The following is a 19,736-nucleotide window of genomic DNA, read 5'->3' as shown; positions in this document are numbered from 1 at the left end:
TACCGTGCCATCATCCACATTACACGACATTTCTAATACTAATGACGTAAGACTGTTATCGGAAAATAGGCGTAGACACGCTTATTTTTCATTAGCTTATGTTGAATGAAAACCCGTTTTAATGAATAGCCATTGCGTATCAGGCAAACAATCTAAGAGTAATCCTAAGAGATCGTCTGAAAAGCAAGGCAGAATTTCCTCATATTGCCTGCGGAAAATATCCACATTATTAGGATTATATCCCTGCTGATGGTTATCGTTAAATAAACCATTACGCAATACGTGCGATTAATCTTATGAGACAAAAAAGAAGGGCCGCAGAAGCGGCCCTTTTTCATTACAGCAAACGCTAATTAATGACGTTCTACCGGATGAGTATGTTCGACATCTTCGTTCTTTTTACTGAAACGGCGGCGAACCACCACGAAGAACACAGGAACAAAGAAGATAGCCAGCACGGTCGCGGTGACCATCCCGCCCATTACGCCTGTACCAACGGCGTTCTGTGCGCCGGAACCTGCACCGGTGCTGATAACCAGCGGCATTACCCCAAGGATAAACGCCAGGGAGGTCATCAGAATCGGACGCAGACGCATACGGACTGCCTCGAGCGTTGATTCAATCAGGCCCTTACCTTCTTTCTCCATCAGGTCTTTGGCGAATTCCACGATAAGAATCGCGTTCTTCGCCGACAAGCCAATGGTTGTCAGCAGGCCTACCTGGAAGTACACGTCGTTGGTCAACCCGCGGAAGGTGGCGGCTAACAGCGCACCCACAACCCCGAGCGGAACCACCAGCATGACCGAGAACGGAATCGACCAGCTCTCGTACAGGGCAGCCAGACACAAGAACACGACAATCAGTGAAATTGCGTACAGGGCAGGGGCCTGGTTACCGGACAGACGTTCCTGGTAGGACATGCCCGTCCAGTCGTAGCCCACGCCGGTTGGCAGTTTGCCCGCCAGTTGTTCCATCAGCAGCATCGCTTCACCGGTACTCTTACCCGGTGCAGCCTGGCCGAGGATTTCCATTGAAGGCAGACCGTTATAGCGTTCCAGACGCGGCGAACCGTATTCCCAACGCGAAGTAGAGAAGGCGGAGAACGGCACCATCTGACCATTGCTGCCACGCACGTACCAGTTGCCAATATCGTTCGGCAGCATACGGTATGGCGCTTCGGACATCACATACACTTTTTTCACGCGGCCACGGTCGACGAAGTCGTTGACGTAGCTACCGCCCCAGGCGGCTCCCAGCGTGGTGTTGATGTCGCTAATGGACACACCCAACGCCTGCGCTTTTTCCTGATCAATATCGATTTTGAACTGCGGCGTATCTTCCAGACCGTTCGGACGTACACCGACCAGCATATCAGGGTGCTTAGCCACTTCGCCAAACAGCTGGTTACGCGCCTGGGTCAGTTTTTCGTGGCCGAGGCCCGCCTGGTCAATCAGCTGGAAGTCAAAGCCGGTTGCCGTACCCAGTTCAACAATCGCTGGCAGGTTGAAGGCGAACACCATCGCATCTTTAATCTGCGAGAAGCGCGCCATCGCACGACCGGTAATCGCGCCAACTTTGTTTTCGTCACCCGGACGTTCACTCCAGTCCTTCAGAGAAACGAACGCGATACCGGTGTTCTGGCCACGACCGGCGAAGCCGAAGCCGTTAACCGCAAACACGGATTCAACGTTCGCTTTCTCTTTGTTGAGGTAGTAATCCGTCACCTCATCAAGGACTTTCTGCGTACGTTCCTGCGTCGCACCTGCAGGCAGCTGCGCCATGGTCAGGAACACGCCCTGGTCTTCATCCGGCAAGAAGGAGCTTGGCAGTCGAACGAACAGATAAGCCATGCCCACCACGATGATGATGTAGAGCAGCAAGTAACGACCGGTGCTGCGCAGAATGTTGCCTACGCTGTCGGTGTAATGATGCGTGCTCTTATCGAACATGCGGTTAAACCAGCCGAAGAATCCTTTGTGCTCGCCGTGGCCGCCTTTCTGAATCGGCTTCAGCATGGTGGCACACAGCGCAGGGGTCAGGATCAACGCCACAAGAACCGACAGCGCCATCGCCGATACGATGGTGATGGAGAACTGACGATAAATCGCACCGGTTGAACCGCCGAAGAAGGCCATCGGGATGAATACTGCGGACAGTACCATCGCGATACCCACCAACGCGCCCTGGATCTGGCCCATTGATTTACGGGTGGCTTCTTTCGGCGGAAGTCCTTCCTCGGCCATCACACGCTCGACGTTCTCGACCACCACGATGGCGTCATCCACCAACAGGCCGATGGCGAGTACCATCCCGAACATCGTCAGGGTGTTTATCGAGAAGCCGAATGCGGAAAGTACCGCAAAGGTGCCGAGCAGTACCACAGGCACCGCGATGGTTGGGATCAGCGTGGCTCGGAAGTTCTGCAGGAACAGATACATGACGAGGAACACGAGGATAATCGCTTCAACCAGCGTTTTAACCACTTCGTGAATGGAGATTTTTACGAACGGCGTGGTGTCGTACGGGTAAACAATTTTCATCCCGGCAGGGAAGAAGGGCTCCATACGGGCCAGTTCAGCGCGAATCGCATCGGCGGTGTTCAGCGCGTTCGCGCCGGTCGCCAGTTTGATCCCCAGACCTGATGCAGGCTGTCCGTTAAACTTCGCCACAACGTCGTAGTTTTCGCCGCCGAGTTCAATCTTCGCCACGTCACGCAGACGAACCTGTGAGCCGTCCGGATTCACTTTCAGCAAGATTTTGCCGAACTCATCGGTGTTAGTCAGACGCGTCTGGGCAATGATCGAGGCGTTCAGTTGCTGGCCTTTCACCGGCGGAGTACCGCCTAACTGACCGGCTGCAACCTGGGCGTTCTGTGCTTTCAGCGCGGTGATAACGTCCACAGGGGTCAACTGGAAGTTATTCAGTTTGTTCGGGTCCATCCAGATACGCATCGCGTACTGAGAACCGAACAGCTGAACGTCACCGACGCCGGAAGTACGGCTGATCGGATCCTTCATGTTGGCTGCAACGTAGTCGGAGATATCGTCCTGCGTCATGGTGCCGTTGGTGTTAATCACACCGACAACCATCAGGAAGCTGCTTGACGCTTTCTCTACGCTCACGCCCTGCTGCTGAACTTCCTGCGGCAGAAGCGGCATCGCCAGCTGCAGTTTGTTCTGCACCTGAACCTGCGCGATGTCTGGATCGGTACCAGACTGGAAGGTCAGCGTAATGGTTGCTGTACCGGTAGAGTCACCGTTGGACGACATATACATCAGGTTATCGATACCGTTCATGTTCTGTTCGATAACCTGCGTCACGGTGTTCTGCACGGTCTCAGCATCCGCTCCGGGATACACGGCCGTGATGGCAATTGCCGGTGGCGCAATCGTTGGATATTGCGCTATCGGCAATTTGAGGATCGCAAGTCCCCCTGCCAGCATGATAATGATGGCGATCACCCATGCGAATATGGGGCGATCGATAAAGAAATTAGGCATGTCTTAACGTCTCCTGTTTAAGTTAAGACTTAGGCTGTTCTGACGCCGCATTACCTGCGGTTTGCTGCTGATTGTCAGAAGTGACTTCCTGCGCTTTTACCTGAGCGCCCGGTTTTACTTTTTGTAATCCGGTAATGATGACGCGATCGCCTGCTTTCAGGCCGTCGGTAACCAGCCATTTGTCACCAAACGCCTGATTCGCGGTAACCTGGCGAAGTTCAACTTTATCGCCTTCACCGACCACCATAACGCTGGCATCACCACGTGGGGTGCGGGTTAAGCCCTGCTGTGGTACCAGCAGCGCCGATGGGTTAGTGCCTTCTTCCAGCTTCGCCCGAACGAACATCCCTGGCAGCAGGGTATGATCCGGGTTAGGGAACACTGCACGCAGGGTGATAGAACCGGTGGTCTGGTCTACGGTCACATCAGAGAATTCCAGGGTACCGCTCTGCGAATATTTGATACCGTCCTGAGTAACAAGGTCGACCTTCGCTTTGCCGTCAACTTGCTTCAGCGAGCCGCTGGTCAGTTCCTGCTTCAGACGAAGGAAATCGTTACTGGATTGCGTCACATCCACATAGAGAGGATCGAGCTGCTGCACGGTTGCCAATGCGTCAGCCTGACCGTTCTGTACCAGCGCACCTTCGGTAACAGAAGATTTGCCAATGCGGCCGCCGATAGGGGAGGTCACTTTGGTGTAAGCCAGGTTGATACGCGCAGTTTCAACGGCGGCTTTCGCAGCCAGTACGGCGGCATTAGCCTGCTGAGCATCCGCCAGCGCAGTGTCGTAATCTTGTTTACTGATGTACTGAGTACCCACCAGTTTCTGATAACGGTTGACCGTTACCTGAGCAATTTTGGCTGCGGCTTGTGCTTTCGCCAGATCGCCTTTCGCGCTGTCATAGGAAGCCTGATAGGTTGCTGGATCAATCTGATACAGAGACTCGCCAGCCTTGATTTCACCGCCTTCCGTAAAGTTGCGTTTCAGGATAATGCCACTCACCTGAGGACGAACTTCTGCGATACGGAAAGCACTGGTGCGGCCAGGTAATTCAGTCGTGATTTGGAGAGGTTCGGTTTTGAGCGTTACTACACCAACTTCTGGTGTATGGGCCGCTCCTTGTTGAGCCTGTTTATCGTCACATCCTGTAAGCGCTAAGCTGCCTGAAAGCATCAGAACGACCGCCAGAGGCGTTAACCCTCTGTTTTTGTTCATATGTAAACCTCGAGTGTCCGATTTCAAATTGATCCATGGATCAAATGTCCACAAACCCATTGCTGCTTTATATTATGGTCGTGCTATGGTACATACATTCACAAATGTATGTAAATCTAACCTCTGTAAATTCACCAACCTATGGCACGAAAAACCAAACAACAAGCCCTGGAAACACGGCATCACATTCTTGATGTGGCCCTGCGATTATTTTCCCAACGGGGGGTATCAACCACCTCGTTGGCCGAGATTGCAAAAGCGGCTGGTGTAACCCGCGGAGCAATTTACTGGCATTTCAAGAACAAATCAGATTTATTTAATGAAATCTGGCAGCTTTATGAATTCAGTATCGGCAGACTTGAGTCTGAGTATCAGGCAAAATTCCCTGGCGATCCACTCTCAGTTCTTAGGGAAATATTAGTTTATATTCTGGAAGCGACGGTGGTGGTAGAGCGTCGGCGGTTATTGATGGAGATTATCTTCCATAAATGTGAATTTGTTGGCGAAATGGCCGTGGTGCAGCAGGTTCAGCGCGACCTTTGTCTCGAAAGTTATGACCGGGTAGAGCAGGCCCTACGAGAATGTACCCTCGCCGGACAACTTCCGGCTGATTTACTCACCCGACGCGCCGCCATTTTAATGCGTAGCTATATTTCCGGGATTGTCGAAAACTGGTTATTTTCTCCCGACACGTTTGACCTGAAAAAAGAAGCCAGAGACTACATCGCTATTTTGCTGGAAATGTACCAGTTTTGCCCGACGCTGCGGGCCGCCCCATCGCAATGAACGGGTAAAACGGAATATACCCGGAATTTTCCTAAGGCTGCCTGCTATTCGGCGAACGGGAGAAATGCTATTCTTCGCCGGCAATTGCTCCCGGCGTCTCCGGCCCTGAACTCATTCATGCTGACTCTATGCTGCACAACAATTTCTGGCGAAAATCATTTCCCGCGTTCATCATCGCGCTGACCTTTTTCTTCAGTGCCACTGGCATTTCCCAGGCGCGCGCGCAAAGCAATAACGATCTGCCTGAACGGGCCGACGTGCAAAAGCAGCTCACAACGCTGAGCAAGAAAAAAGAACTCACTCCGCAGGATAAGCTCGTTGAGCAGGATCTGTCGGACACGCTGCAACTGCTCGATAAAATTGACCGCGTCAAAGATGAAACCGCGCAGCTTAAACAGCAGATAGACCAGGCACCGGCCAAAATGCGCCAGGCCACCGATAGCCTCAACGCGCTGTCTGACGTCGACAACGACGACGAAACCCGCAAAAACCTGAATCAGCTTTCCATGCGCCAGCTGGAATCACGGGTGAGCGACGTGCTCGATCAACTGCAAACCGCGCAGAACGATCTCGCCACCTACAACAGCCAGCTGGTCTCCCTGCAAACGCAGCCCGAACGCGTGCAGAATGCCATGTACAACGCCTCCCAGCAGCTTCAACAGATTCGTAATCGCCTGAACGGCACCACCGTGGGTGAAGACGCGCTGCGTCCGACTCAACAAACCATGCTGTTAGTGCAGCAGGCACTGCTCAATGCCGAACTCGATCAGCAGCGTAAAAGCCTCTCTGGCAACACCGTGTTGCAGGACACGCTGCAAAAACAGCGCGATTACGTCACTGCCAACAGCAATCGGCTTCAGCATCAGCTCCAGCTGTTACAGGAAGCGGTAAACAGCAAGCGTCTGATCCTGACCGAAAAAACGGCGCAGGAAGCGGTCTCGCCTGACGATGCCGAACGCATTCAGGCAAATCCGTTGGTCAAACAGGAGTTGGATGTTAACCATCAACTCAGCGAACGCCTGATCAACGCGACCGAAACCGGCAACCAGCTGGTGCAGCAGAATATTCGCGTCAAAACCTGGCTCGACCGCGCGCTGCAGTCTGAACGCAATATCAAAGAACAGATTTCGATGCTCAAAGGCAGCCTGCTGCTGTCGCGTATTCTCTATCAGGAACAGCAGACGCTGCCGTCGGCGGATGAACTGGAAGACATGACCAACCGCATTGCGGACCTGCGTCTTGAGCAGTTTGAAGTGAATCAGCAGCGCGATGCGCTGTTCCAGAGCGACGATTTCGTGGCGAAGCTGGAAGAGGGCCACCAAACCGACGTCACCGACGAAGTGACCGATGCGCTGACCCAGGTGGTCGATATGCGCCGTGAATTGCTCGACCAGATGAACAAGCAGCTCGGTAACCAGCTGATGATGGCCATCAACCTGCAGGTGAACCAGCAGCAGTTGATGAGCGTCTCAAAAAGCCTGCGCTCGATTCTTACCCAGCAAATTTTCTGGGTGAACAGCAACAAACCGATGGACTGGGACTGGATAAAATCGTTCCCGTCAGCGCTGAAAGATCAGTTCAGCAAAATGAAAGTCACCGTCAACTGGGAAAAGGCCTGGCCGTCGGTGTTCGTCGCCTTCCTCGCCGGGTTGCCGCTGCTGTTGATCGCCGGGCTTATCCGTTGGCGCATGAAATGGCTGCGCAACTACCAGCAAAAGCTGGCCTCGGAAGTGGGGCAGCTGCGTAACGACAGCCAGCTCAATACCCCGAAAGCGCTGTTACTCGATCTGGTCCGCACCCTGCCGGTGGTGATGTTAATCCTGGCGGTGGGCCTGATCCTGCTGACCATGCAGCTCAATATCAGTGACCTGCTGTGGGCGTTCAGTAAAAAGCTGGCGTTGTTCTGGCTGATTTTTGGCTTGTGCTGGAAAGTGCTCGAGAAAAACGGCGTCGCGGTTATGCATTTCAACATGCAGCCCCAACTGACCAGCCACTGGCGTCGGCAGATTGTGCGCATCAGCCTGGCGCTGCTGCCGCTGCACTTCTGGTCTGTTGAAGCAGAACTCTCTCCGCTGCACCTGATGGATGACGTGCTCGGCCAGTTTGCGATTTTCCTCAACCTTTTGCTGATCACCGTGCTTGTCTGGCCGATGTGCCGCGACAGCTGGCGTGACAAAGAGTCCCACAGCCTGCGCCTCATCACCATTACCACGCTGGCGATTGTGCCGGTTGCGCTGATGGTGCTGACCGCCACCGGGTATTTCTACACCACGCTGCGCCTGGCTGGCCGCTGGATTGAAACCGTTTATCTGGTCATTCTGTGGAACCTGATTTACCAGACCGTTCTGCGTGGCCTGAGCGTAGCCGCTCGCCGAATCGCTTACCGCCGTGCGTTAGCACGTCGCCAGCATGTCGTGAAAGAGGGCGCGGAAGGGGCAGAGCCGCTGGAAGAACCGACCATCGCGCTGGAAGACGTAAACCAGCAGACATTGCGTATCACGGTGCTGGTGATGACCGCGCTGTTTGGTGTGATGTTCTGGGCGATTTGGTCCGACTTAATCACCGTTTTCGCTTATCTCGACAGTATCACGCTGTGGCATTACAACGTGACCGAAGCCGGGGCTGAAGTGCTGCGTAACGTCACGCTCGGCAGCCTGCTGTTTGCGCTGATTTCGTTTGGCGTCGCCTGGGCGTTAATCCGCAACTTACCTGGCCTGCTGGAAGTGCTGGTACTCTCGCGCCTGAACATGCGCCAGGGGGCCTCTTACGCCATCACGACGATTTTGAATTATGTGATTATCGGTGCGGGCGCAATGACTGTCTTTGGTTCGCTCGGCGTGTCGTGGGACAAACTGCAATGGCTCGCCGCCGCGCTGTCGGTCGGCCTGGGTTTCGGCTTACAGGAAATTTTCGGTAACTTTGTTTCCGGTCTGATCATCCTGTTCGAGCGTCCGGTGCGCATCGGCGATACGGTGACCATCGGGACGTACTCGGGTTCGGTCAGCAAGATCCGTATCCGCGCCACCACCATTACCGACTTTGACCGTAAAGAAGTGATCATCCCGAACAAAGCCTTCGTGACTGAGCGTCTGATCAACTGGTCGCTGAGCGATACCATCACTCGCGTGGTGATCCGCCTCGGCGTGGCCTACGGTTCTGACCTGGATAAGGTCAAAGAAGTGCTGCTGCAAGCGGCGATGGAGCACCCGAAAGTCATGCACGATCCGGAGCCGTCGGTGTTCTTCACTAATTTCGGGCAGAGTACGCTGGATCACGAGCTGCGTTTGTACGTGCGTGAATTACGCGATCGCAGCTACACCGTGGATGAGCTGAACCGCACCATCGACCGCCTGTGTCGTGAGAATGGCATTAACATTGCGTTTAACCAGCTGGAAGTTCATCTGAGCAACAAAAAGGGTGATCAAGTGACAGAAGTGAAGCGCGAAGTGAAAGGGGACGATCCGACACCTGCGGGTGCGTGATTGCCACACCCCCTCTCCCTAACCCTCTCCCGCAGGGAGAGGGAATAATCCGTTACGGAAGTTACGAGCTGCTTGGTTTTCTCCCTCTCCCCGTGGGAGAGGGTCGGGGAGAGGGCATCAGGCCGCACCGGATTCTCCCTTAGGATGACGAGCTACCCGCCTCAACTTTCTGCTCAAAATCTTTCTTCACTATCTCCAGCGCGCGAAGCACAACTTCAGGGGCAATCGCGTGTTCCTCGAGCAGCATAATCAAATCGACCGCCAGTTTGACGTCATCCGGGGCATTCTCCAGCGACATGCGTTCTCCTGTTAGCGCGTCATGCGCGCCAGTACGTTTTCAATATTTTCCAGCGCGCCGCGACAGCGTGCCAGCCGGGCGCTAAACGCGTCGACCTCCCTGGAAAGCCGTTGCTGATCCGCAAGCGTCGTGGCCTGCGCTAACTGCTGGCGGCGTTGCTGCGTCATCTCCAGCAGGCGGCGCTCAAACTCCTGGTGCTGAAGCCGCTTACGCTGCCAGCGCGTCAACGCCGGGGAACCATTATCCCACTCGCGCAGCTGCCAGGCGGCACTTTCCCGGGCAATGGCTTCCAGTTGGGAAACCAGATGTTCCGCCAGCCACTGCACCTGCGCGAGCTGCTGCTTTTCAACCGCCAGGTGCAACGCTTTCAAATTGCCTCGCGCCTCTTCCACGCAGGCCTGTAATAATGAACTGCGGGTGCGAAAAAGCTGCCGGTCAAAACGGGCGCCAATGGTGGCATGAAACGCCATCGGGGCGACCTCGGCTTCGAGGCGCGAAAGCTGCGCATCCAGCGATTGCAGTAACAGGTCAGTTTTCATGCTTTTCTCCCTCGAAAGGACGGTGGCCTGTGCTACATTTGCCGTTATGAAACGGACCATTCTAAACATCATTGGCTGGCTGGCGGTAGTCCTTGGCACCCTGGGCGTGTTTTTACCGCTCTTGCCGACCACGCCTTTCATCCTGCTAGCGGCCTGGTGCTTTGCGCAATCTTCCCCGCGATTCCACCACTGGCTGCTGTATCGCTCGTGGTTTGGCGGCTATTTGCGTCACTGGCAGCAGCATAAAGCGATGCCGCCGGGAGCGAAATCTCGCGCCATCGTGGTTACGCTGGTGACCTTCGCCTTTTCGTTGTGGCTGGTGAAGATGTTGTGGGTGCGATTTTTACTGCTGGGGATCCTCGCCTGCCTGCTGATTTTCCTGTGGCGTATTCCAGTGGTTGATGCAAAACAACAAAAATAATAATGCTGGTAATCGTTATTGCATTTCTGTTTGAGTGCCAGTACATTCTGGCGTTTTCGAGCACGGGCCCAGCGGGTTAAAAGTTAATCAAGTGTAACTTGATACCGCAGAAAAGGCGCCTTGTGAGTAACACCGTTTTAATCAGGCATACACCTATGACCGCAACTGCACAGCAGCTTGAATTTCTGAAAAACAGCATCAAAAGCATCCAGGACTATCCGAAACCTGGCATTCTTTTCCGCGATGTCACCAGTTTGCTGGAAGACCCGAAAGCCTATGCGCTCAGCATTGAACTGCTGACCGAGCGTTTTAAAAACATGGGTGTCACCAAAGTGGTGGGTACCGAGGCGCGTGGCTTCCTGTTTGGTGCTCCGGTCGCGCTGGCGTTGGGCGTAGGGTTTGTACCGGTACGTAAACCGGGCAAACTGCCGCGTGAAACTATCGCTGAAAGCTATGAGCTGGAATACGGCACTGATCAGCTGGAAATCCACATCGATGCTATCCAGCCAGGCGACAAAGTGCTGGTGGTCGACGATCTGCTGGCAACCGGCGGTACCATCGAAGCGACCGTGAAGCTGATCCGTCGTCTGGGTGGTGAAGTCACCGACGCCGCGTTCATCATCAATCTGTTCGATCTGGGTGGTGAACAGCGCCTGGAAAACCAGGGCATCAACTGCTACAGCCTGGTACCCTTCCCAGGACATTGATCAGTCTATCTTATTTGCCATTTTGGCCCCGGGCAGTGCTCAAAAACCTCATGTACTCTGTGTACGCTCCGGTTTTTGCGCGCTGGCCGTGACCAAACTGGCTGCAACGATAACGACTGATAAGTGAAGACAAGACACAGCCTCGCTGATTTTGCCAGGCTATGTTAGCATTACCCCCAGAATTCCACCTTCCAGCGTTGCAGAGCCTGCCAATGAGTTATCAGGTCTTAGCCCGAAAATGGCGACCACAAACCTTCGCTGACGTCGTCGGCCAGGAACATGTGCTGACCGCACTGGCGAACGGCCTGGCGTCTGGCCGTATCCACCATGCGTATCTGTTTTCCGGCACCCGCGGCGTAGGGAAAACCTCTATCGCACGTCTGCTGGCGAAAGGGCTGAACTGCGAAAGCGGCATCACCGCCACGCCGTGCGGCGTGTGTGATAACTGCCGTGAAATCGAGCAGGGCCGTTTTGTCGATCTGATTGAGATCGATGCCGCCTCGCGCACCAAAGTCGAAGATACCCGTGACCTGCTGGATAACGTGCAGTACGCCCCGGCTCGCGGTCGCTTCAAGGTCTATCTGATCGATGAAGTGCACATGCTCTCGCGTCACAGCTTTAACGCGCTGTTAAAAACGCTGGAAGAGCCGCCATCGCACGTAAAATTCCTGCTGGCGACCACCGATCCGCAAAAGCTGCCGGTGACGATCCTTTCCCGTTGTCTGCAATTCCATCTGAAGGCGCTTGACGTCGATCAGATTCGCCATCAGCTGGAACATATTCTCGGCGAAGAGAAAATTGTTTCCGAAACGCGCGCCTTGCAGCTGTTGGCCCGCGCGGCCGATGGCAGCCTGCGTGACGCGCTGAGCCTCACCGACCAGGCGATTGCCAGCGGTGACGGACAGCTGACCGCCGCCAGCGTGAGCACCATGCTCGGCACGCTCGACGACGATCAGGCGCTGTCGCTGATTGAAGCGCTGGTCGGTGCCAACGGTGAGCAGGTGATGGCGCTTATCCACGAGGCCGCATCTCGCGGTATCGAGTGGGAAGCGCTGCTGGTCGAAATGCAAAGCCTGCTGCACCGCATTGCGATGGTGCAGCTGTCGCCGTCGGCGCTGGGCAGCGACATGGCACCGGTAGAACACCGGATGCGCGAGCTGGCGCGAACCGTGCCGCCCGCCGATATTCAACTGTATTACCAGACGCTGCTGATCGGCCGCAAAGAGCTGCCGTATGCGCCGGACCGCCGGATGGGTGTCGAAATGACCTTGCTGCGCGCGCTGGCGTTCCATCCGCGCCAGCCGTTGCCGGAGCCGGACGTTCAGCCGCAGTCTTTTGCCCCCGTCGCGCCGACGGCGGTGATGCACCCGACGCAGGTTGCCCCTCAGCAAGCGCCAGCCGCGCCTGCGTATCAAAGCGAAACGCTACCGGATTCCACCAGCCAGGTGCTGGCGGCCCGCAGCCATTTGCAACGCGCTCAGGGAGCACCCAAAGCAAAAAAGAGTGAACCGGCAGCCGCATCCCGCGCGCGGCCGGTGAACAATGCTGCGCTGGAGAGATTGGCCTCGGTCACGGAACGCGTTCAGGCGCGCCCATCTTCAACGGCGCTGGAAGAACAGCGTCCGCAGAAAAAAGAAGCATACCGCTGGAAAGCGACCACCATCACCGAAGTGGTGAAGGAAGAGGTCGCCACGCCGAAGGCGCTGAAGAAAGCGCTGGAGCATGAGAAAACGCCAGAGCTCGCCGCGAAACTTGCGGTTGAAGCCGTAGAGCGCGATGGCTGGGCGGCAGAAGTAAGTCAGCTCAAATTGCCTAAACTGGTAGAACAGGTCGCGCTGAATGCGTGGAAAGAGCAGAGCGGGAACAGCGTCTGCCTGCACCTGCGTCCGTCCCAGCGTCATCTGAATAACGGCGGGGCGCTCAAGGTTCTGACCGAAGCGATGAGCGAATTAACCGGCGCGCCGGTTGAACTGACCATCGTTGAAGATGATAATCCAGCGGTGCGTACGCCGCTGGAGTGGCGTCAGGCCATTTACGAAGAAAAGCTCGCGCAGGCACGCGAGGCGATCGTTGCCGATAACAACATCCAGACCCTGCGTCGTTTCTTCGATGCGGATCTGGATGAAGACAGTATTCGACCCATTTGACTGTAAGCCCGGCTTACGGTTTTACCTTTAACATGACTGACTGAGAGATAAGCCTATGTTTGGTGGAAAAGGCGGTCTGGGTAACCTGATGAAACAGGCCCAGCAGATGCAAGAAAAGATGCAGAAAGCGCAGGAAGAAATCGCTCAACTGGAAGTGACCGGTGAGTCTGGTGCGGGCCTGGTCAAGGTCACCATCAACGGCGCGCACAACTGCCGTCGCGTTGAGATCGACCCAAGTCTGCTCGAAGATGACAAAGACATGCTGGAAGATTTGGTTGCTGCTGCGTTCAACGACGCCGCACGCCGTATCGAAGAAACCCAGAAAGAGAAAATGGCCGGTGTTTCCTCAGGAATGCAGCTGCCACCAGGCTTTAAAATGCCGTTCTAATGTCATCCCACACCCTCTCCTCGGAGAGGGTGTTCTTTTTTAGTTACTCCTCATCAAACCCCGCATAACTCTCTGCCAGAAAATCAATCAACGCCCGCACCGCCGGAAGCTGACCTCGTCGTGAAGGGAAGACCGCGTGGATGATTTCGCGTCGCGTTCGCCACTCAGGCAACAAATGTACCAGCGTTCCTGCCGCAATCTGCTCTTTCAGCATCAGCCGTGGCAACTGCACAATGCCGACTCCGGCCAGTGCCGCGCTGCGTAAGGCAATCATGTCAGTAGTGATATACCGCGGCGTGTGATGCAGGGTGACGTCCTGGTTATCCGGCCCGTACAAACACCAGCGGTACACCTGCTGTGGCTTGCTTAAGGCGAGGCTCGGCCAGGGCTGGAGATCGGCGGGCGAATCCGGCACGCCAAACTGCGCCACCAGTGCCGGGCTCGCCACCAGACACATACTTCTGTCGGCCAGCTTGCGCATCACCAGATCGCTGTCTTCCAGCGGAAGCGGACGCACGCGAATGGCAATATCGACGTTTTCATTCAGCACATCCACCTGACGGTTGGTTTCTTCCAGCTGTACCGTGACGTGGGGAAAGCGCGCCATAAACTGCGCCAGCATCTCGCCGATGTGCACGTGCAACAAAGTAATCGGACAGGTCAGACGGATTACGCCACGCGGCTCGGCGCGCAGCGAATCAATCGCCTCCTGCGCGGCCTCGGCCTCAATCATCATCGCTTTGCAATGGCGATAGAAAATCTGCCCGGCTTCAGTCACCGTAAAACTGCGTGTCGATCGCTGAATAAGCCGCGTTTCCAGCCGCTCTTCGAGCAACGCAATCCGGCGGCTCAAGCGTGATTTTGGAATGCCAATCACCCGACTGGCCGGGGAAAATCCGCCGTTATCCACCACCTGCACGAAATACCACAGATCGTTGAGGTCCTGCATTTTCATTGTCCTGTTTATGGAACGCTGAGTTCATTTTTTCAGTCTACCGCAGTCACTGTCTTGTGAGTAAGCTTTATCCCATCACAACAAGCGCAATGGAGCTTACGATGAAATCAATTTTAGGTGTGTACTCAGCCCCGCAGTCCCACTGGGTGGGCGATGGGTTCCCGGTGCGTTCCCTGTTCTCCTACGCAAAATTTGCCAAACAGCTTAGCCCGTTCCTGCTGCTGGATTACGCGGGCCCGGCAGAATTTAAACCGAGCAACAAAGGCCAGCGCGGCGTAGATGTGCACCCGCATCGCGGTTTTGAAACGGTCACTATCGTCTACAAAGGTGAAGTGGCGCACCGCGATTCCACCGGCAGCGGCGGGGTGATTGGCCCGGGCGACGTGCAGTGGATGACCGCCGGAAGCGGCATTTTGCATGAAGAGTTTCACTCTCCGGCTTTCAGTGAGAAGGGCGGTTCGCTGGAAATGGTCCAGTTGTGGGTGAACCTGCCGGCGAAGGATAAATCCACGCCAGCGGCGTATCAGTCGATAACCGACGGCGATATTCCGCAGGTGGCGTTGCCGGATAACGCCGGTCTGGCACGGGTGATAGCCGGTGAACTGGACGGGCATAGAGGCCCGGCGAAAACCTTCTCGCCGATGCGCATTCTCGATTTGCGCCTCAACGCCCACAGCACCACCACGCTGACGCTGCCGGATGGCTGGAACACTGCGCTGGTGGTGCTGAAAGGCACGGTGCAGGTAAATGATCAGGAAATTGCGCGGGAAGCACAGCTGGTCGTGCTGGATGCGAAAGGCGAAAGCGTAACGCTTGAATCCAACAACGACGCCACGGTGCTGGTGCTGAGCGGTGAACCGCTGAATGAGCCGGTAGTGGGTTATGGCCCGTTCGTGATGAACACCCGTGAAGAAATCAACCAGGCTATCGACGACTTCAACCAAGGACGATTCGGCCAGCAGGCCGAGTAAACGTTAACGGCTACCAGCCCGGTAGCCGTTCATTTTTAATCAGATGGAGAACACAATCATGACCCCAGCAAACTTTAACGGCCAAAAGCCAATGATCGACCCGAACGACGCGGTACTGCTGCTGATCGACCACCAGAGCGGCCTGTTCCAGCTGGTCCACGACATGCCGATGACCACGCTGCGCACGCACGCTACGGTGCTCGCCAAAATGGCGACGCTGGCGAAGATCCCGGTCATCACCACCGCGTCCGTGCCGCAAGGCCCGAACGGGCCGCTGATCCCGGAAATTCACCAATATGCCCCGCATGCGCAGTACGTGCCGCGTAAGGGTGAAATCAACGCCTGGGATAACCCGGAGTTTGTGGCGGCGGTGAAAGCCACCGGCCGTAGCACCCTGATTATCGCCGGGACCGTCACCAGCGTATGCATGGCATTCCCGGCGATCAGCGCAGTGGCAGACGGCTTTAAAGTCTTCGCGGTGATTGATGCGTCCGGGACCTATTCCAAAATGGCCCAGGAAATCAGCCTGGCGCGCGTGATGCAGGCGGGTGTGGTTCCGCTGGATATGGCGGCGGTCACCGCGGAAATTCAGCATACCTGGAACCGTGATGATGCGATGGAATGGGCCAACCTGTGGTCAGGCGTGTTCACCGAATATCCGCTGCTGATGGAAAGCTATCAGAAGGCACAGGACGTGGTGACGAATCAGGAAACACTAGACTCGCAGCGCACCTGAGTCATCGCCTCTGCGCGATCGCTCGCGCAGAGGCGTATCTTTTTCTATACCCGTCGCTGGGGCTAATGTTAGGCTATGGCCCACTCTTTTTTTAGAAGTCAGAGCGATGCAAACCAGTCCTTTACTTACCGCCCTTATGGAATCCCTCCGCTGCCTGCCTGGCGTGGGTCCGAAGTCTGCCCAACGCATGGCGTTTACCTTGTTACAACGCGATCGTAGCGGTGGAATGCGCCTGGCGCAGGCGCTGACGCGGGCAATGTCTGAAATTGGTCACTGTGCCGATTGCCGGACTTTCACCGAGCAGGACGTGTGTAACATTTGCTCGAACCCGCGTCGTCAGGAAAACGGTCAGCTTTGCGTGGTCGAAAGTCCGGCAGACATCTACGCCATCGAACAAACCGGGCAGTTCTCCGGGCGTTACTTCGTGCTGATGGGCCATTTGTCACCGCTCGACGGTATCGGCCCGGACGACATCGGCCTCGACAGGCTCGAAGAGCGTTTGAGCAGCGAACAGATGAAAGAAGTGATCCTCGCCACCAACCCGACGGTGGAAGGGGAGGCGACCGCCAACTACATCGCTGAACTTTGCGGGCAATATGGCGTAGACGCCAGCCGCATCGCGCACGGCGTGCCGGTCGGCGGCGAACTGGAAATGGTCGATGGCACCACGCTGTCGCACTCCCTTGCCGGTCGCCACAAGATTCGTTTTTAACCAATCGGGAGGACAATCGCGTTCTCCCGCTTGAAAAGTTCCGCCCTCAGCCCCATCTCCCCCTCAACGCTTTTTTATTCTATTTAATTGGCATTGAGGAATTTTCCGATGAAAGGACAAGAAACTCGCGGTTTCCAGTCAGAAGTAAAACAGCTTCTGCACCTGATGATCCACTCGCTCTACTCCAATAAAGAAATTTTCCTGCGCGAGCTGATTTCCAACGCCTCCGATGCGGCGGACAAGCTGCGTTTCCGTGCGCTGTCTGACGCTTCCCTGTATGAAGGTGACGGCGAACTGCGCGTGCGCGTTTCGTTCGATCAGGAAAAACGCACCCTGACCATCGCCGATAACGGCATTGGTATGAACCGCGATGACGTGGTCGATCACCTCGGCACCATCGCCAAATCCGGCACCAAAGCCTTCCTGCAATCCATGGGCTCCGACCAGGCGAAAGACAGCCAGCTGATCGGTCAGTTCGGCGTTGGCTTCTACTCGGCGTTCATCGTGGCGGATAAAGTCACCGTGCGCACCCGTGCAGCAGGCGACAGCGCTGAGAACGGCGTGTTCTGGGAATCCGAAGGCGAAGGTGAATACACCGTGGCCGACATCACCAAAGCCGATCGCGGAACCGAAATCACCCTGCATCTGCGCGAAGGCGAAGACGATTTCCTCAATGACTGGCGCGTGCGTTCGATTATCAGCAAATACTCTGATCACATCGCACTGCCGGTTGAGATTGAAAAAACGGAAGACGTTGACGGCGAAACCGTCGTGTCATGGGAAAAAATCAACAAAGCCCAGGCGCTGTGGACGCGTAACAAGTCTGAAATTAAAGACGACGAATACAACGAATTCTACAAGCACATTGCCCACGACTTTACCGACCCGCTGGCCTGGAGCCACAACCGCGTGGAAGGTAAGCAGGAATACACCAGCCTGCTGTACATTCCGGCGCAGGCACCGTGGGATATGTGGAACCGTGACCACAAGCATGGCCTGAAACTGTACGTGCAGCGCGTGTTCATCATGGACGAAGCCGAGCAGTTCATGCCGAACTACCTGCGCTTTATCCGTGGCCTGATTGATTCCAACGATCTGCCGCTGAACGTATCCCGTGAAATTCTGCAAGACAGCACCGTTACCCGCAATCTGCGTGCAGCCCTGAGCAAACGTGCGCTGCAGATGCTGGAAAAACTGGCGAAAGACGACGCGGAAAAATACCAGACCTTCTGGAAACAGTTCGGCTTAGTGCTGAAAGAAGGCCCGGCGGAAGATAACGCCAACCAGCAGACCATCGCCAAACTGCTGCGCTTCGCGTCCACCCATACCGATTCTTCCGAGCAGACTGTGTCGCTGGAAGAGTACGTCTCCCGCATGAAAGAAGGGCAGGAGAAGATTTATTACATCACCGCTGACAGCTACGCCGCGGCGAAGAGCAGCCCACATCTGGAACTGCTGCGTAAGAAAGGCATCGAAGTGCTGCTGTTGTCCGATCGCATCGACGAATGGATGATGAGCTACCTGACCGAGTTTGACGGCAAAGCGTTCCAGTCGGTGGCAAAAGCCGACGAGTCGCTGGACAAGCTGACAGACGACGTAGATGACAGCACCAAAGAAGCAGAAAAAGCGCTGGAGCCGTTCGTTGATCGCGTGAAAACCCTGCTGGGCGAGCGTGTGAAAGAGGTGCGTCTGACGCATCGCCTGACCGATACCCCGGCGATTGTCACCACCGAAGCGGACGAAATGAGCACTCAGATGGCGAAATTGTTCGCGGCAGCGGGCCAGAGCGTACCGGATGTGAAGTACATTTTTGAACTGAACCCGGATCATGCGCTGGTGAAACGTGCGGCGGATACCCAGGACGACGGCAAGTTTGGCGAATGGGTAGAGTTGCTGCTGGATCAGGCGCTGTTTGCCGAGCGTGGCACGCTGGAAGATCCAAACCTGTTTATCAAACGAATGAACCAGTTACTGGTTTCTTAATCGATAAACCATTCTCTGTGTAGGCCCGGCAAGCCACGCGCCGCCGGGCAATGATGTTTGATGCCCGGTGGCGCAAAGCTTACCGGGCCTACTTGTTTTTTGAGCGCAGGGATCCTGACCAGACCCGAATAAATCCCGCCGTTAACCGTTTCAGCCCGCCCACCTTCCTTGAGCGAGCCGCCGTCTGGTGGTATCGTTTAGCGCTTTTGAAAATTGAAACGACATTTGAGGGGATTTTCGCGATGCGTATTATTCTGCTTGGCGCTCCGGGCGCGGGTAAAGGAACTCAGGCGCAGTTCATCATGGAGAAGTACGGTATTCCGCAAATCTCCACCGGTGACATGCTGCGTGCCGCAGTGAAGTCAGGCTCTGAGCTCGGCAAACAGGCGAAAGACATCATGGACGCTGGCAAGCTGGTGACTGATGAACTGGTTATCGCCCTGGTGAAAGAGCGCATTGCGCAAGAAGACTGCCGTAACGGTTTCCTGCTCGACGGCTTCCCACGCACCATTCCACAAGCTGACGCGATGAAAGAAGCGGGCATCAACGTGGATTACGTGCTCGAGTTCGCAGTACCGGACGAGCTGATCGTTGACCGTATCATCGGTCGTCGCGTACACGCCGCGTCTGGCCGCGTTTACCACATCAAATTCAATCCACCGAAAGTGGAAGGGAAAGATGATGTGACCGGCGAAGAGCTGACCACCCGTAAAGACGATCAGGAAGAAACCGTGCGTAAGCGCCTGGTGGAATACCATCAGATGACCGCGCCGCTGATCGGCTACTACTCCAAAGAAGCGCAGGCTGGCAACACCAAGTATGCCAAAGTTGACGGCACCCAAGCCGTGGCTGACGTTCGCGCTGAACTGGCTAAAATCCTCGGTTAATCTCGTTT

General features: G+C 55.6%; 16 protein-coding genes and 1 other annotated feature. Of the genes, 11 read left to right on the top strand and 5 right to left on the bottom strand.

Translation table 11 applies throughout. The features are described from left to right. Positions 1-353 precede the first annotated feature (353 nt). Positions 354-3,500 carry a multidrug efflux RND transporter permease subunit AcrB gene (acrB, locus tag A8O29_RS17580; RefSeq protein WP_125355561.1) on the bottom strand — a complete coding sequence of 1,049 codons (3,147 nt, stop codon included), beginning with the start codon at positions 3,498-3,500 and terminating at the stop codon, positions 354-356. A gap of 22 nt (positions 3,501-3,522) precedes the next feature. Beyond that, positions 3,523-4,716: a multidrug efflux RND transporter periplasmic adaptor subunit AcrA gene (gene acrA / locus A8O29_RS17575; RefSeq protein WP_125355563.1), complete on the bottom strand. Its 1,194-nt coding sequence runs from the start codon at positions 4,714-4,716 to the stop codon at positions 3,523-3,525. A 141-nt stretch (positions 4,717-4,857) separates the two neighbouring features. On the opposite strand from acrA, the gene acrR reads away from it, so the two are divergent. Continuing rightward, on the top strand, positions 4,858-5,502 hold the full coding sequence (acrR, locus tag A8O29_RS17570; RefSeq protein WP_125355565.1) for a multidrug efflux transporter transcriptional repressor AcrR: 645 nt from the start codon (positions 4,858-4,860) through the stop codon (positions 5,500-5,502). 128 nt (positions 5,503-5,630) lie between these two features. Beyond that, on the top strand, positions 5,631-8,984 hold the full coding sequence (gene mscK, locus A8O29_RS17565) for a mechanosensitive channel MscK (protein WP_159464202.1): 3,354 nt from the start codon (positions 5,631-5,633) through the stop codon (positions 8,982-8,984). A 139-nt stretch (positions 8,985-9,123) separates the two neighbouring features. On the opposite strand, the gene rsmS is transcribed toward mscK, so the two are convergent. Then, the gene (gene rsmS, locus A8O29_RS17560) at positions 9,124-9,282 is read right to left on the bottom strand and encodes a pleiotropic regulatory protein RsmS (RefSeq protein ID WP_125353457.1); all 159 of its coding nucleotides are present in this window, start codon (positions 9,280-9,282) and stop codon (positions 9,124-9,126) included. Between the two features lie 11 nt (positions 9,283-9,293). Further along, entirely contained in the window at positions 9,294-9,821 is a 528-nt protein-coding gene (gene priC, locus A8O29_RS17555; protein WP_110511705.1) for a primosomal replication protein N'', read from the bottom strand. Between the two features lie 46 nt (positions 9,822-9,867). Here priC and A8O29_RS17550 point away from each other — a divergent pair, with 46 nt between their 5' ends. From A8O29_RS17550 to A8O29_RS17535, 4 genes are all read left to right on the top strand, one after another. Continuing rightward, a complete protein-coding gene (locus A8O29_RS17550; RefSeq protein WP_110511706.1) occupies positions 9,868-10,242 on the top strand; it encodes a DUF454 family protein in 375 nt (124 codons plus the stop codon). Between the two features lie 155 nt (positions 10,243-10,397). Continuing rightward, complete coding sequence (apt, locus tag A8O29_RS17545; RefSeq protein WP_110511707.1) at positions 10,398-10,949, top strand: adenine phosphoribosyltransferase; 552 nt, start codon at positions 10,398-10,400, stop codon at positions 10,947-10,949. Positions 10,950-11,161: 212 nt separating this feature from the next. Beyond that, the gene (gene dnaX, locus A8O29_RS17540; RefSeq protein ID WP_125353458.1) at positions 11,162-13,096 is read left to right on the top strand and encodes a DNA polymerase III subunit gamma/tau; all 1,935 of its coding nucleotides are present in this window, start codon (positions 11,162-11,164) and stop codon (positions 13,094-13,096) included. Further along, positions 12,426-12,490 (top strand) — a sequence feature (DnaX frameshifting element). It overlaps the preceding gene by 65 nt. A 55-nt stretch (positions 13,097-13,151) precedes the next feature. Next, entirely contained in the window at positions 13,152-13,484 is a 333-nt protein-coding gene (locus A8O29_RS17535) for a YbaB/EbfC family nucleoid-associated protein (RefSeq protein ID WP_110511710.1), read from the top strand. A gap of 43 nt (positions 13,485-13,527) precedes the next feature. Here A8O29_RS17535 and A8O29_RS17530 read toward each other — a convergent pair whose 3' ends face one another. Further along, on the bottom strand, positions 13,528-14,439 hold the full coding sequence (locus A8O29_RS17530) for a LysR family transcriptional regulator (protein ID WP_246316623.1): 912 nt from the start codon (positions 14,437-14,439) through the stop codon (positions 13,528-13,530). Between the two features lie 101 nt (positions 14,440-14,540). Between A8O29_RS17530 and A8O29_RS17525 the strand changes: the two genes are divergently transcribed. The 5 genes from A8O29_RS17525 to adk all read left to right on the top strand — a co-directional run bounded on the left by A8O29_RS17525 (position 14,541) and on the right by adk (position 19,728). Further along, a complete protein-coding gene (locus tag A8O29_RS17525; protein WP_125353460.1) occupies positions 14,541-15,410 on the top strand; it encodes a pirin family protein in 870 nt (289 codons plus the stop codon). Between the two features lie 55 nt (positions 15,411-15,465). After that, positions 15,466-16,146: an isochorismatase family protein gene (locus A8O29_RS17520; protein ID WP_125353513.1), complete on the top strand. Its 681-nt coding sequence runs from the start codon at positions 15,466-15,468 to the stop codon at positions 16,144-16,146. A 106-nt stretch (positions 16,147-16,252) separates the two neighbouring features. Beyond that, positions 16,253-16,858 (top strand): recombination mediator RecR, encoded by a 606-nt coding sequence (recR, locus tag A8O29_RS17515; protein WP_125353461.1) that lies wholly within the window; start codon positions 16,253-16,255, stop codon positions 16,856-16,858. A gap of 108 nt (positions 16,859-16,966) precedes the next feature. Continuing rightward, on the top strand, positions 16,967-18,841 hold the full coding sequence (gene htpG / locus A8O29_RS17510) for a molecular chaperone HtpG (protein WP_125353462.1): 1,875 nt from the start codon (positions 16,967-16,969) through the stop codon (positions 18,839-18,841). Between the two features lie 242 nt (positions 18,842-19,083). Next, a complete protein-coding gene (adk, locus tag A8O29_RS17505; protein ID WP_110511746.1) occupies positions 19,084-19,728 on the top strand; it encodes an adenylate kinase in 645 nt (214 codons plus the stop codon). Positions 19,729-19,736 lie beyond the last annotated feature (8 nt).

Source organism: Scandinavium goeteborgense, assembly GCF_003935895.2.
GTDB lineage: Bacteria > Pseudomonadota > Gammaproteobacteria > Enterobacterales > Enterobacteriaceae > Scandinavium > Scandinavium goeteborgense.
Note: the sequence above shows the minus strand (reverse complement) of the source record. Positions and strands in the feature narration are given on the sequence as shown.